This is a genomic window from Roseovarius sp. MMSF_3298, assembly GCF_030733705.1.
GTDB lineage: Bacteria > Pseudomonadota > Alphaproteobacteria > Rhodobacterales > Rhodobacteraceae > Roseovarius > Roseovarius confluentis.
This window is the reverse complement of sequence record NZ_JASHIN010000002.1, coordinates 1-12815: the sequence shown is the minus strand read 5'-3', so window position 1 is coordinate 12815 and position 12815 is coordinate 1. Positions and strand designations below refer to the sequence as shown.

13 protein-coding genes are annotated in these 12815 nt (G+C 64.2%); 7 read left to right on the top strand and 6 right to left on the bottom strand.

Annotated elements, in window-relative coordinates; all coding sequences use genetic code 11:
* Positions 1–13 precede the first annotated feature (13 nt).
* Entirely contained in the window at positions 14–646 is a 633-nt protein-coding gene (locus tag RBB18_RS02040; RefSeq protein ID WP_103761659.1) for an ATP-dependent Clp protease proteolytic subunit, read from the bottom strand.
* A gap of 368 nt (positions 647–1014) precedes the next feature.
* On the opposite strand from RBB18_RS02040, the gene ctaD reads away from it, so the two are divergent.
* The 5 genes from ctaD (at position 1015) to RBB18_RS02015 (ending at position 6617) form a co-directional block, all read left to right on the top strand.
* Entirely contained in the window at positions 1015–2691 is a 1677-nt protein-coding gene (gene ctaD, locus RBB18_RS02035; RefSeq protein WP_103761660.1) for a cytochrome c oxidase subunit I, read from the top strand.
* Positions 2692–2942: 251 nt separating this feature from the next.
* Positions 2943–5411, top strand: coding sequence for a 5'-nucleotidase C-terminal domain-containing protein (locus RBB18_RS02030; protein WP_306121233.1), 2469 nt, complete (start codon positions 2943–2945; stop codon positions 5409–5411).
* 226 nt (positions 5412–5637) lie between these two features.
* Complete coding sequence (locus RBB18_RS02025; RefSeq protein WP_103761662.1) at positions 5638–5925, top strand: putative quinol monooxygenase; 288 nt, start codon at positions 5638–5640, stop codon at positions 5923–5925.
* A 12-nt stretch (positions 5926–5937) separates the two neighbouring features.
* Complete coding sequence (locus RBB18_RS02020) at positions 5938–6378, top strand: MarR family winged helix-turn-helix transcriptional regulator (protein ID WP_306112614.1); 441 nt, start codon at positions 5938–5940, stop codon at positions 6376–6378.
* The gene (locus RBB18_RS02015) at positions 6375–6617 is read left to right on the top strand and encodes a hypothetical protein (protein WP_103761664.1); all 243 of its coding nucleotides are present in this window, start codon (positions 6375–6377) and stop codon (positions 6615–6617) included. Before RBB18_RS02020 ends, RBB18_RS02015 begins: the two co-directional genes overlap by 4 nt.
* A 17-nt stretch (positions 6618–6634) precedes the next feature.
* On the opposite strand, the gene RBB18_RS02010 is transcribed toward RBB18_RS02015, so the two are convergent.
* The 4 genes from RBB18_RS02010 to RBB18_RS01995 form a co-directional block, all read right to left on the bottom strand.
* Complete coding sequence (locus RBB18_RS02010; protein WP_306112613.1) at positions 6635–7390, bottom strand: MipA/OmpV family protein; 756 nt, start codon at positions 7388–7390, stop codon at positions 6635–6637.
* 81 nt (positions 7391–7471) lie between these two features.
* Positions 7472–8254, bottom strand: a complete 783-nt coding sequence (locus tag RBB18_RS02005; RefSeq protein WP_103761666.1) for an MBL fold metallo-hydrolase — start codon at positions 8252–8254, stop codon at positions 7472–7474.
* A 130-nt stretch (positions 8255–8384) separates the two neighbouring features.
* Positions 8385–8756 (bottom strand): cupin domain-containing protein, encoded by a 372-nt coding sequence (locus tag RBB18_RS02000; RefSeq protein ID WP_103761667.1) that lies wholly within the window; start codon positions 8754–8756, stop codon positions 8385–8387.
* On the bottom strand, positions 8757–9689 hold the full coding sequence (locus tag RBB18_RS01995) for a hydrogen peroxide-inducible genes activator (RefSeq protein WP_306112612.1): 933 nt from the start codon (positions 9687–9689) through the stop codon (positions 8757–8759). It lies immediately after the preceding gene.
* A gap of 134 nt (positions 9690–9823) precedes the next feature.
* Between RBB18_RS01995 and RBB18_RS01990 the strand changes: the two genes are divergently transcribed.
* Positions 9824–10075, top strand: a complete 252-nt coding sequence (locus RBB18_RS01990) for a YdcH family protein (protein WP_103761669.1) — start codon at positions 9824–9826, stop codon at positions 10073–10075.
* A gap of 280 nt (positions 10076–10355) precedes the next feature.
* Here RBB18_RS01990 and RBB18_RS01985 read toward each other — a convergent pair whose 3' ends face one another.
* A complete protein-coding gene (locus RBB18_RS01985) occupies positions 10356–11666 on the bottom strand; it encodes a glycine cleavage T C-terminal barrel domain-containing protein (protein WP_306112611.1) in 1311 nt (436 codons plus the stop codon).
* A 212-nt stretch (positions 11667–11878) separates the two neighbouring features.
* Here RBB18_RS01985 and RBB18_RS01980 point away from each other — a divergent pair, with 212 nt between their 5' ends.
* Positions 11879–12808: a dihydroneopterin aldolase gene (locus RBB18_RS01980; RefSeq protein ID WP_103761670.1), complete on the top strand. Its 930-nt coding sequence runs from the start codon at positions 11879–11881 to the stop codon at positions 12806–12808.
* Positions 12809–12815 lie beyond the last annotated feature (7 nt).

Sequence of the window (12815 nt, the reverse complement as noted above, 5' to 3'; positions counted from 1 at the left end):
GCACTCGGGCGGATCACTTGCCGTCTTCTTCACCCTTTGCACGGTTTTCCACGATTTCGTCGATCAGGCCCCACTCCTTCGCGTCCTCGGGCGACATGAAGTTGTCGCGCTCCAGCGCGTCCTCGACCTTCTTCAGCGATTGTCCTGTGTGTTTTACGTAAATTTCGTTAAGACGCCGTTTCAGCTTCAGCGTCTCCTCGGCGTGGATCATGATATCCGTCGCCTGGCCCTGGTAGCCGCCCGAAGGCTGGTGCACCATGATTCGGCTGTTGGGCAGCGAGAACCGCATCCCCGCCGCGCCCGCCGTCAGCAGCAGGCTGCCCATGCTGGCGGCCTGGCCGATGACCAGCGTGCTGACCTTGGGCTTGATGTATTGCATGGTGTCGTAGATCGACAGGCCCGAGGTCACGACGCCGCCGGGGCTGTTGATATACATCGAGATTTCCTTGGAGGGATTCTCGGCTTCGAGGTGCAGAAGCTGCGCCACGATCAGGCTGGACATGCCGTCATGCACCGGGCCGTTCACGAAGATGATCCGCTCCTTAAGCAGACGCGAGAAGATGTCGTAGGCCCGTTCGCCGCGGCTGGTCTGCTCGACCACCATCGGGACGAGCGTGTTCATGTAGGTTTCCATCGGGTCTGTCATGTTGCCTGCCTCTTGATGCGCATGGTCCGGACCGTGGATCGGCCCGCGTCGGAGTGAACCTTATGCGTGGGCCGGGGGGGCTTCAAGAGCGACCGGCGATTTTCGATTGCGGCTTCGGGGCCCGTTGGCCCGCGCCTCCGAAACACCGCTTTGGTGAAGAAATCGTTAATTTTTGCGGGGCTCTGGCCGAGTTTCACTGCCCGTCCGGCTGCGACAAAAAATATCCGCATATGTCAATCTGGCGCATTGCTCATTGTCGCGGGTCATTCTAGAACCTTTCTCGTGTTGCGGGACACGTCGCGGGGGAGTCTGTCTGACCCCTTCGCCATGCGGTGTCCCTGTATAAATGACCAGCAGGAGGCACCCAGATGGCAGACGCAGCCATTCACGGCCACGGACATGAAGACAATCGCGGGTTCTTCACCCGCTGGTTCATGTCCACCAACCACAAGGATATCGGGATTCTCTACCTGATCACGTCGGCATTCGTCGGCCTGATCTCGGTGGCGTTCACCGTTTACATGCGGCTCGAACTGATGGAGCCGGGCGTTCAGTACATGTGCATGGAAGGCGCGCGGTTCACCGCGGCGGCCGCCGGCGAATGTACCCCGAACGGCCACCTCTGGAACGTCATGATCACCTATCACGGTGTGCTGATGATGTTCTTCGTGGTGATCCCCGCCCTTTTCGGCGGCTTCGGCAACTACTTCATGCCGCTGCAGATCGGCGCGCCGGACATGGCGTTCCCGCGCCTCAACAACCTCAGCTTCTGGCTTTATGTCACCGGCACGTCGCTGGGTGTCGCCTCGCTACTGGCGCCGGGTGGCAATGGGCAGCTCGGTTCGGGCGTGGGCTGGGTGCTCTACCCACCGCTTTCGACCAACGAGGCGGGCATGTCGATGGACCTGGCGATCTTTGCCGTGCACGTGTCGGGCGCAAGCTCGATCCTGGGCGCGATCAACATGATCACCACCTTCCTGAACATGCGCGCACCGGGCATGACGCTCTTCAAGGTGCCGCTGTTCAGCTGGTCGATCTTCGTGACCGCGTGGCTCATCCTGCTGTCGCTGCCGGTTCTGGCGGGCGCCATCACGATGCTGCTGACCGACCGCAACTTCGGCACGACCTTCTTCGACCCCGCGGGCGGCGGTGACCCGGTTCTGTACCAACACATCCTGTGGTTCTTCGGCCACCCGGAAGTGTACATCATCATCCTGCCCGGCTTTGGCATCATCAGCCACGTGATCGCGACCTTCGCGCGCAAGCCGATCTTCGGCTACCTGCCGATGGTCTGGGCGCTGATCGCCATCGGCTTCCTCGGCTTCGTCGTGTGGGCGCACCACATGTACACCGTGGGCATGTCGCTGACCCAGCAATCCTACTTCATGCTGGCCACGATGGTCATCGCGGTCCCGACAGGCGTGAAGGTGTTCAGCTGGATCGCCACGATGTGGGGCGGCGCGATCGAGTTCAAGACGCCGATGCTCTGGGCGTTCGGCTTTTTGTTCCTGTTCACCGTGGGCGGCGTCACCGGCATCGTCCTCAGTCAGGCAGGCATCGACCGGGCCTATCACGATACCTACTACGTGGTGGCGCACTTCCACTACGTGATGAGCCTGGGTGCCGTTTTCGCGATCTTCGCGGGGGTCTACTTCTACTTCCCCAAGATGACCGGGCGCATGATCCCCGAATGGATGGGCAAGCTGCACTTCTGGGCGATGTTCATCGGCGCGAACCTGACCTTCTTCCCGCAACACTTCCTGGGACGTCAGGGCATGCCCCGCCGCTACATCGACTACCCCGAGGCCTTCGCGGTCTGGAACTACTGGTCGTCGCTGGGCGCGTTCCTGTCCTTCGCCAGCTTCCTCTTCTTCTTCGGCGTGGTGTTCTACGCGTTGTTCCGCGGCGCGAAAGTGACCCAGAACAACCCTTGGAACGAATATGCCGACACGCTGGAATGGACCCTGCCCTGCCCGCCGCCCGAACACACGTTCGAGCAGCTGCCGAAACGGGAAGACTGGGACAAGCAGCCCGCGCATCACTAAGCGCCGGCTGACCAGCCTGAAACTTTTCGAAAGGCCCCGGAGCAATCCGGGGCCTTTCTCTTTCGTCTGCGGCGTCGCATCTGTTTCGAGTTGTGCCGATACCTTTCCGTTGCGCCCGGCCTCGCCACGGCCCGTCGCCATTCACAAAAATTTAACACCCCCGCTGCGTCCCTGTTACCTACGCGGGGCTTTTCTTTGTCCGATGCCGCGTCGCTGCGACGTGGAACCAATCGGACAAGGGGAGTCTCCAGATGTTTTTCAGACACGATTTCGGTACGCCGTGGGGCAACCGCGGGTTTTCATGGAAAGACAAGTTTCCCGGCTTCTGGGATTGGTCCAATCCGCAGGAGGACAATGACCCGGCACCCGCCCCCACCGCCACGGACGACGTGGCGCGCGTAGTTGGTCGCAAGACCACGCTGGACCTTCTGGCGAATGACCTGCCGGGCGAGGAAAGCGATGCCGATGACCTCTTCGTGTCAGAGATCAACGGCCAGGATGTGGGCCGTCGCAAGCTGGTGCTGCTGCGCGACGAGGACAGCGGCCACCTCGAAGGCTTCGTCAAGATCAACAAGGACGGCACCGTCAAGGTCAAGGCCTTCCCGTGGTTCGACGGCGAACTGGATTTCACCTACCGCGTCTCGAACGGCGAGACCGAAAGCGAGGAAGCCAGCGTTTCGGTCGAGATGCTGGACCGCGACGATACATTTACCCTGAACCTGCTGCATTTCGCCGACCAGGAGGCCGGTGCCGCCGCGGTCGAGGATGCGCCCAACCTGTCGGCTGTGCTGAACGCGCTGCGCGACGAGGATGTGGGCGCCGACGCGACGCTGACGCTGTCCTCGGGCGACGCGTTCATCCCCGGCCTGTTCTATGACGCCTCTGCAGAGGTCTTCGGCTCGGCCGGCATCGCCGATATCCAGATCCAGAACGAGCTGGGCGTGCAAGCGGTGGCCCTGGGCAACCACGAGTTCGATTTCGGCACCGGCACGCTGGCCGACCTGATCTCCGGCGACGCGGAGGGGGATTTCGCCGCCCTGTCAGGCACCGATCTGGACGGCATGGATTTCGCGGGGGCGCTGTTTCCCTACCTGTCGACCAACCTCGATTTCTCGACCGATGCCAACCTCGCACCGCTAGCCGTCGAGGGTGGGCAGGCGCCGCAGGCAAACGTCGTCACCTCCTCGACCGTGATCGAACAGGACGGCGAGCGCATCGGCGTCGTCGGCGCCACGACGCCGACGCTGGGCTCGATCTCGTCGCCCGGCGACGTGGGCATCACCCCCGGCTGGGCCGGCACCGACCCCACCGAGGCCGAGCTGGATGCGCTGGCCGCCGAGATCCAGGCCGAGGTCGACGCCCTGCTGGCCGCGAACCCAACCATGGACAAGGTGATCATGCTGGGCCACATGCAGCAGATCGGCATCGAGTTCGGACTGGCCGAGCGCCTGACCGACGTGGACGTCATCGTTGCCGGCGGCTCGAACATCCGGCTATTCGACGACAACGACCGTGCCCGCGACGGTGACAGCGATCAGGGCCAGTACCCGGCCTTCATCGACAACGCGGGCGGCACCACCACGGCGGTCGTCAACACCGATGGCAGCTACAAGTACGTGGGCCGGCTGGTGATCGAGTTCGACGCCAATGGCAACATCATCCCCGAAAGCTATGACGCGGATGTCTCGGGCGCCTATGCCACCGACGACCAGGGCGTGGCGGACCTGAATGCAGGTGCGCTGATCGACCCTGAAATACAGGCCATCGCCGATGCGATCCAGGACCAGATCCTGGCGACCGAAGGCAATGTATTCGGTATCTCGGAGGTATTCCTGAACGGCAACCGGTCGGGCTCCGGCACAGGCGAAGACCCTGACGGGGTGCGCACGCAGGAAACCAATCTGGGCAACCTGACGGCAGATGCCAACCTGGACTATGCCAACGAGATGTTCGGTGATGGCGACGACATCTGGGTGTCGGTCAAGAACGGCGGCGGTATCCGCGCCTCGATCGGCCAGACGGTGGTGCCCGCCGGCGGGACCGAGCCGGTGCGCGTCGTGAACGAGCAGATCCTCGACAGCGACGGCACCGTGGTGAAGCCCACGGGCGGTATAAGCCAGAACGACATCCAGACCACGCTCGCGTTCAACAACGACCTTGTGGTCGGCCAGCTGACCGCGACCGAGCTGGTGGCGGTTCTGGAACATGGCGTCGCCGCCCTGCCCGGCGTTGCGGGCCAGTTCATCCAGGTGGCGGGTGTCGAGTTCAGCTTTGACCCCGATGCCCCGTCGGGCGCGCGGATCGACGACGCGGCCTTTGTCGACCCCGACACCGGCGAGATCCGCGCGGTGCTGGTGGATGACGGTGTGATCGTGAATCCCGACCAGGAATACGGCGTCGTGACGCTGGGCTTCCTGGCCGCGCCGCGCTTTGACGACGATGGCAGTTTCATCGGTGGCGGGGATGGCTACCCCTTCCCCGAGGACTTTGATTTCGCGCCACTCGAACAGGAAGGCGTCCAGACCGGAGATGCCACCTTCGCGGATGACGGCACCGAGCAGGACGCGCTGGCCGAGTATCTGCTGGACAATCACAACACCGCCGCCACGGCGTTTTCCGAGGTCGATACCGGCCCCGAGGATGACATGCGCATTCAGAACCTGGCCTTCCACGACGGTGCGGCGCTGGATTCGGCCGTGGACGATTTCATTTTCGCCTGATCCACCGCAGAACGAGCAATAAGGCCCCGGCGCAATCCGGGGCCTTTTTCATCTTCACGTCACGGTCCGCCGCTCTGCCCCCGGCCCATCACGGACTTGATCCGGGATCTCATGGCGCAAGAGATCCTCGGATCAGGCCCGAGGATGACGCCTCGATGTGAAATGGTTTACATTTAGCATGATACATACCATGATAATAAAAATGCAGAATCACAGGAGCCACCTCATGTCCCTCAGCGTTTTCGCCACCATCCACCCCAAGCCAGACTGTCTGGACGAGGCCCGCGATGCCATCCTGGGCATCCTGTCCGAGACCCGCGCCGAAGCAGGATGCCAGCATTTCACCCTGCACCGCAATGTCGACAGCGGTAGCCTGCACCTGACCGAGATCTGGGACGATCAGGCCGCCTTCGACGCGCATCATGCTCAACCCTACACAAGGCAAGTGTTCGAGCGTTACGAGCAGTTGCTGGCCGCGCCCGTCGAACTCACGTTCATGCACCCGATCGCCTGAGACTGCCGGCCCATGTTCTTTCTCAAGGACCTGCCCACGCAGCGCATGATCGAAAGCTATTCCGGCCATTATGATACCGGCCCGGAGACGATCCGCGACGGGCTTGCCCTGCTGCGGCGGGCCAGCCTGCTGATCCGGCGGCTGGACGCCTATTTCGCGCGGCATGGGTTCTCGCAGCTTCGGTTCCTGTTCCTGATCGTGATCGACCGCGAGGAAGATCGCGACAGCCTGACCGTGGGCGAGATCACAGAGCGGCTGGACGTGTCCGGCCCGGTGGTGGCGCGGACCCTTAGGACGCTGCTCGACGATGGGTTGGTGACCAAGGTGACGGACGAGAACGACAGCCGCATCCGCCATATCGCACTGACACCCGAGGGGCGGGAAAGGCTGACGACCATCCTGCCCGGTTATTTCCGCATTATCGCGAACGAGATGGAAGGCGAGGATCCATGAGGCCCGCTTTGCGGATCTTCCTGGTGTGGCTGGCGGTCTGGCCGCTGGTCATGGTGGGGTTGGCTGTCTTGCGGGCCATCGGCCCGGACTGGCCAATGCCCCTGCGCACGCTGGTTCTGACCGGCGTACTCGTCCCCTTGATCTCGCTAGGGATCGCGCCCTTGGTGGCCTGGCTGCTGGACCGCTCCACCGGCAATAACGCAAAGAGCCCCGCTTCACCGGGGTCCTTTGACAGATAAAACCGCAATGCCTTGCGTCAGCGCCCGAAGTTGAACCGCCGCATTGCGATCAGCGACAGCTGAAAGCTGTCATCGTCCTGCACGATCTGCGAGTCCGCCGCGTCGCCGACATACCGGTTCCAGGCCAGCGTGCCATCCAGGTACCAGTTCTGCGACAGTTCATACTGCGCGCCGACCTCGATCCCCGCGCTGACGATGCCCGAGCCGGGCGCGTAGGCGGGAAAGGCCGACAGCCCCGCTTCGGCCGGGGTGACGCCGAAATAGGTCGACGTGTAATCATCCGCCCCCCACAGCACCCGTGGCCCCACGGTGACGGTCCAGTCGTCCGAGGGGCGGAAGATCGCGTCGGCCCCCAGCTCGCCCACCCAGCTTTCATGACCGACCACGCCATAGCGCACATCCGCGAAGGCCTGGAAATTCTCGGCGTTGTAGCCGACGCCGCCGCCGATCTCGAGGCTGAAATCGACGTCGCGCAATCCGGTAAGTTCCACGTGGTCCGAGCTGTCGCGTTCGCGGATCACGCGAAGCGAGCCGCGGGGCCGCCATCCCAGATCGACGGCGTTGGGATCGGGGTCGCCGAATTCCAGCCGGCCGATCTTGAGGTGGCCGAACTTGAACCCGCCGGTCACATCCGCCTCGTAGTCGTCCGAGCCGAAATACTCGGGCTGGTAAATCCCGCCGATGCCTGCCGAGAAGGACAGGCTGGGGCCGGACTGGGCCAGGGCCATGCCGGGAACACACGTCATGGCGGCGATCAGGAATGTGGATTTCATATGCGGTCCTAATGTCTTGCGGTGGGGGCAAAGGCGGCGGCGTGCCACCGCGCGCGCCATGGCGCGGCGACACGGGTAAGATCAGCTCAGGCTGCCGTTGTACCAGTCATGCAGAGACACCTCGGTCTCGGCCCCCGCATCGCTCAGCATTTGGGCAAAGGCCTCGGGGTCCTGCGTGCCGCCGTCGCGGCCGCGATAGTGATACGGGATCACCACGGCAGGCGCGAATTCGGCCACCGCGTCTGCGGCCTGTTCGGCGGTCATGGTGAAGGGCAGGTTCATGCAGACCAACGCCACGTCGATGTCTTCCAGGCCGCGCATCTCGTCCGTGCCCTCGGTATCACCCGAGATATAGACCCGGCCCGCATCCATGGTCACGACAAAGCCGATATCGCCCCGGTCCTGCGGATGGAAATCCATGCGGCCCTCGGTGATGTTGTAGGCCGGTACGGCCTCGATCCCCAGCCCCATCATCTCGGTCGTCTCGCCGGCGGCGATGGCCTGGGTGCGGCCCTGCATGTCCTCGGGCATCATGCCCATGACGTCGGCATTGGTCAGGATCGGCACCTCGGGCAGCGCCCCCAAGAGGTCGGCGTTGTAGTGGTCGCCGTGCCGGTGGGTGACAAGGATCAGTTCGGGATCGGGCAGACCCTCGTACTCCGACGCCTCGCCCACCGGGTCGACATAGACCACGCCCGCGGGCGTCTCCATCACGAAGGAGGCGTGCGAAATGGGATGAATGCTGACGGCCCCGTCAAGAAAGCTCATGCTGGCGCCTTCCTCGGCGGCGAAGGCCAGCGACGGCAGAACGGTCACGGTGCCGGCGGCGGCGGTGCCGATCAGGAAATTGCGTCTGGTGGTCATGGGGGTCTCCCTGTCTGTTCCAATTTGTGGTTTCCGGCCCGGGGCCGGCCACCGTTCGAGCAGGCAGGTAGTGCGATCCCGACCTGTGGCGAGGGGCGTTTGGAAACGGACCGCGGAAATCGACCCGCGTTCAATATCCGCCGGGCTTCCAGCCCATGAAGGCCTTTGTCACCGCCTCGGAGACATCCCATGTCACCCGCATGCCGTCCCGGACGAAAGCGGTGTCGCCGGGGCCGAGATCCAGTACAGCGCCGGTGGCGTGATCGGTGATGCGGCAGCGCCCCTGCAGGATCACCATCATCTCGTCGCCCTGCTCGGTGCAGGCAAATGCCCCTTCGGAACAGCGCCAGATGCCGGTGCGCGTGGCGTGCCCCGGCCCACCTGCATCCAGCCGCCCGTGACAGACCGGATCGCCGCGCAGCATGCGGTAATCGCTTTCCGGGGCATCGAAGGGCCAGTGCTCCAGCCGGCCGACATCTTCCCCGGGGGTGTATTTCAGCATCTAGGCCTCCAATGTCACAAGGTCGGCGAAATGCTCCTGTACCACCGCCTGGACGATCCCGCCGATCCGCCGGGCCAGCGCGGCATGGGCCGCCCGTCGGCGCCAAACCAGCCCGATCGAGCGGGTCAGCCGGTCGCCGTTGAAAGGCCGGATCGCCACGTCGCCGTCTTTTCCATCCACCTCGGACCGGACATAGAGCGCGGGCAGGAAACTGACACCCATGCCCAGCGCCGTCATCTGGCGCAGCGCATCCAGGCTGGTGCCCTCGTAATCCTGGCGCAGACGCGCGCCCACATCCTCGCACAGACGCAGGATCTGGCCGTGCAGCAAGTAGGCATCAGACAGCGACAGCACGTCCTGCCCTTGCAGGTCAGCTTCGTCGACCCGTGCCGCCGCCGCCAGCGGATGGTCTTGCATCATGGCCAGCTTCAACGGCTCGCGGAACAGCCGCATCACGTCCACATCGGCGGATTGCACCGGCAGTTGCGTCAGGATCATGTCGTGCCGACCCTCGTCCAGTTCATCCTGCAGCACGCGCGGGGCGGCATCGCGGATCACCAGCTTCAGCGCGGGGTAAGCGCGGTGCAGCCGCCGCGTGACATAAGGCAGAAGATACGGCCCCAGTGTCGGCGTCGTGCCCAGCCGCAGCGTGCCACCAACGCCGTCCTTCGCTTCGCGCGCCCGCGTCGCCAGCGTCTCGACCTCGTCGATCACCTTGCGGGCCTGCGCCAACACCTCGTGCCCGGCAGGCGTCAGAACGGCCCCGCGCCGGCCCCGCTCGACCAACTCGACACCAAGCGCGGATTCCAGCCGAACGATCTGTTGGCTGAGCGAGGGCTGGCTGATTCCGGCGCGTTCGGCGGCCTTGCGGTAATGGCCCGCCTCGCTGAGCGCCAGGAAATAGCGCAACTGGCGCAAGGTGATATCGTCCATCGCATGGTCCTTCGCGGGGTCTTTTTCAAGATAGGTTTTTCCTATCGGATTTTCAGCTTCGATAGGATTTAATCTTCGCACACCCCTCCCCATCTCTTTGCCACAGTTCAACACACATCATCGGGAGGACCCACATGAAACGCCGCACACTTTCGCCCAAGAGCCTGAAGGCCCGGATCGACACGCTGACCCGCCGCCACCGCGAGATCGACCTGCGGATCACCCGCGAGCAAAGCCAGCCCGCCGCCGATGCGCTGCGCCTCAAGCAGCTGAAACAGGAGCGGCTGGGCCTGCGTGATGCGATCCGCCTGACCCAGACCCTGCTGAAGCGGCTGGACCCGCGTCCGGCCCGCCTCGGTTGGCAACAGCAATTCCATTCCGGGTGACGCGGTGATCGATTTCTACATCGCGCTGATGGCGCCGCGCTTCTTGCGCAGCCAGGACCTCGAAGATCTCGAAGAGGTGCTGTTGGACGACTGAGTTCCGCGCGGGGGCCGTACCCTCATCCCGGCCCGGCGCGCGTGTCGACATGCCTGGATCGCGCGAGACGACTACGTAAACGATCCATTCCGGGGGCTTGTCGTCAATCCGGGGCAGGTCCGGGGCGGCGAACAGGGGCGTCGCTGCCGGACCTGCCCCGACTGGGGGTCTTAGGCGCAGCGGCGCTCAGCCGCGCGCCTCGCGCACATTGGGGTGTTCGGAGGGGCGGAAAGGCACCTCGCAGACGTCTGCCGACGCCGCCTGCCCGGAATGCTCCGCATAGGCCTCGGGCAATTCCACCTGCAGCCGCGATCCGATATCCGAAAGTGTCCACGGCACGAAAGCCAGCGCGATGTTCACCTCCAGCTCCGGCGACCACCAGGCGGACGTGACATAGCCGACGCGATTGCCGTCCTCATCCTGCACCAGCCAGAAATCGGAGGGGTAGTCGGTGACGGGCAAGCCGCCCATTTTGATCCCGACCATCTTGAGGTTGAATGGATAGTTTCCTGCCTCGATCGCGTCACGCTGCCGCTCGAGTGTGGCCTTGCCGATGTAATCCGCCTGCTTCTCCTTCGGCACCTGGTACGCGAGGTTCACCTGGAAGGGCGAGGTTTCGTGATCCATGTCCTGCCCCCAGGACAGGATGCCGGCCGCGATCCGGCGGTGGTGTCCGGGCGCGATCACCCGCAGGCCGTAGCGCGCGCCGGTGCCGCGAATGGCGTACCACACTTTCTCGGCGTTCTCCGAGGCGTCGCGCACGTAGACTTCATAGCCTTTCTCGCCGGAAAACCCGGTCTGGCTGATGACAACGGGTGCCCCACCGATCGTGGCTTCCATCATGCCGTAATAGGGCACGTCCCGCAAAGTCTCGTCCACAAGGTCGACCATGAGATCCTCGGATAAAGGCCCCTGCACCTGCAACGGAGCGACGTCGATTTCGTCGATCTCGACATCCCAGTGGCCGTGCACGTTGACCCCGCGCAGCCAAAGCAGCAGGTCCGAATCAGAGATCGAGAACCAGAACTCGTCCTCTGACAGCCGAAGGAGGACCGGATCGTTCAGGATGCCGCCTTTTGCGTCGCAAAGAATGCAATACTTGCCATGCATCGACTTAATTTTCGTGGCATCGCGGGTAATCACGAAATTCACGAAGGCCTCGGCATCCGGCCCGCGCACCCTGATCTGCCGCTCGACGGCGACATCCCAAAGCGTGACCCGATGCACCAGGCTGCGGTATTCGGCCATCGTGCCGCCGTCCTCTTCCCGCACGTAGCCGCGGGGGTGGTACATCCGGTTATAGACCGTTGCCCGCCATGCGCCCGCCTCGACCGACAGATGCCAGAAGGGCGATTTGCGGACCCGGGTCGAGACCAGCATCTCCACCGGCGTCCCGCCGGACTGGCGCAGGTTGACCGGCACGAGCCGGTCGGTCTGGTCGACCTCTGCAACGTTGGGATGGGTGAAGGTTCGGTTTTGCGCTGTATCGGCAGTCATGGGCGCGCTCCTCCTGTTTCTAGGTCAACGCAGCGCTTCCGGGCCACGTTCCGTTCAGATGGATCGTGCGGCAGGATCGGGGATATTCCGCCGATTGCCCCGTCACCCGCCGCATCTGCCGGAGCCGAGGCGCAGCCCGTCGCATTTACGGGTTCCACCCCCGCCCCGCACCATGATATGCCCGGCTGGATGAAAATTGGGGGGAGGCCCAAATGTCCAAGGAAATCCGTCTCGCCTTCGCGCATCCGTCCGAGCGTGCCGACGCCACTGCCCCCGACGGCCCGCTCGACCGGATCTCAGTGCGCGATCACGTGGTCGAGGTCGAGATCGGCGCGTTCCAGGCCGAACGCGGCACGACCCAGCGCGTCGCGTTCAACGTGGTGGTCGAGGTGCGCCCGATGACCGCCTCGATTGACGACGACGTGGACCGCATCCTCAGTTATGACAAGGTGACCGAGGCCATCGCCGCCGAACTGGCCGAGGAGCGCCTGAACCTGCTGGAAACCCTGTCCGAACGCATTGCCGAGCGCATCCTGCTGGAACCGCAGGCGGTGCGCACCTTCGTGCGGGTGGAAAAACTGGACCGTGGGCCGGGCGCGCTCGGGGTCGAGATCGTCCGCTCGGTCGAGGACCTCAAGACCAAGCCCGTGGGCCATCACGCCGACATCACACCGCATCCGCATGTGGTGTACCTGTCGAACACCGCGATCGGCTCGCCCAACCTGTCGCGCTGGCTCGACCAGCTTCAGGCGCGGGCCGAGCCGGTGATCCTTTGCGTGGGCCACAACCGCGTCGACAGCCCCAAGACCGGGCACCGCATGTCGCAGCGCCGTGTCGATCTGCTGGCGCTGGAACAGAACGCCTGGGTTCTGGCCGGGCGCGATGACCGTTGCGTGGTGGTGGGCACACGGACGGAACTGGACTGGGCGATGAAGAACGGCCAGATCAGCGTCTGGGCCCCGTCGAAGATCGTGCTCGATGCCGTGGACGGCCCGCGCACCGGGCCGGATGATCCGGTGGGGCTGGCGGCGTGGTTCGCCGGGCACATGGACGCCTCCGACCTGCTCCTGATCGGCGAGGTGCCGCCCAACGACCCACCCGTTCCGACGCTGGTGCAGGATATCGCCCAAAGCGGCTTGTGAGACCCCG

Excerpts from the sequence above, each read along its gene's own strand:
- RBB18_RS02005 (WP_103761666.1), bottom strand. The coding sequence starts at position 8,254 with ATGACCACCAGACGCAATTTCCTGATCGGCACCGCCGCCGCCGGCACC.
- RBB18_RS02015 (WP_103761664.1), top strand. The coding sequence starts at position 6,375 with ATGAGGCCCGCTTTGCGGATCTTCCTGGTGTGGCTGGCGGTCTGGCCG.
- RBB18_RS02020 (WP_306112614.1), top strand. The coding sequence starts at position 5,938 with ATGTTCTTTCTCAAGGACCTGCCCACGCAGCGCATGATCGAAAGCTAT.
- RBB18_RS02025 (WP_103761662.1), top strand. The coding sequence starts at position 5,638 with ATGTCCCTCAGCGTTTTCGCCACCATCCACCCCAAGCCAGACTGTCTG.
- RBB18_RS01985 (WP_306112611.1), bottom strand. The coding sequence starts at position 11,666 with ATGACTGCCGATACAGCGCAAAACCGAACCTTCACCCATCCCAACGTT.
- RBB18_RS01980 (WP_103761670.1), top strand. The coding sequence starts at position 11,879 with ATGTCCAAGGAAATCCGTCTCGCCTTCGCGCATCCGTCCGAGCGTGCC.
- RBB18_RS02000 (WP_103761667.1), bottom strand. The coding sequence starts at position 8,756 with ATGCTGAAATACACCCCCGGGGAAGATGTCGGCCGGCTGGAGCACTGG.
- RBB18_RS02040 (WP_103761659.1), bottom strand. The coding sequence starts at position 646 with ATGACAGACCCGATGGAAACCTACATGAACACGCTCGTCCCGATGGTG.
- RBB18_RS01995 (WP_306112612.1), bottom strand. The coding sequence starts at position 9,689 with ATGGACGATATCACCTTGCGCCAGTTGCGCTATTTCCTGGCGCTCAGC.
- RBB18_RS02030 (WP_306121233.1), top strand. The coding sequence starts at position 2,943 with ATGTTTTTCAGACACGATTTCGGTACGCCGTGGGGCAACCGCGGGTTT.
- ctaD (WP_103761660.1), top strand. The coding sequence starts at position 1,015 with ATGGCAGACGCAGCCATTCACGGCCACGGACATGAAGACAATCGCGGG.
- RBB18_RS01990 (WP_103761669.1), top strand. The coding sequence starts at position 9,824 with ATGAAACGCCGCACACTTTCGCCCAAGAGCCTGAAGGCCCGGATCGAC.
- RBB18_RS02010 (WP_306112613.1), bottom strand. The coding sequence starts at position 7,390 with ATGAAATCCACATTCCTGATCGCCGCCATGACGTGTGTTCCCGGCATG.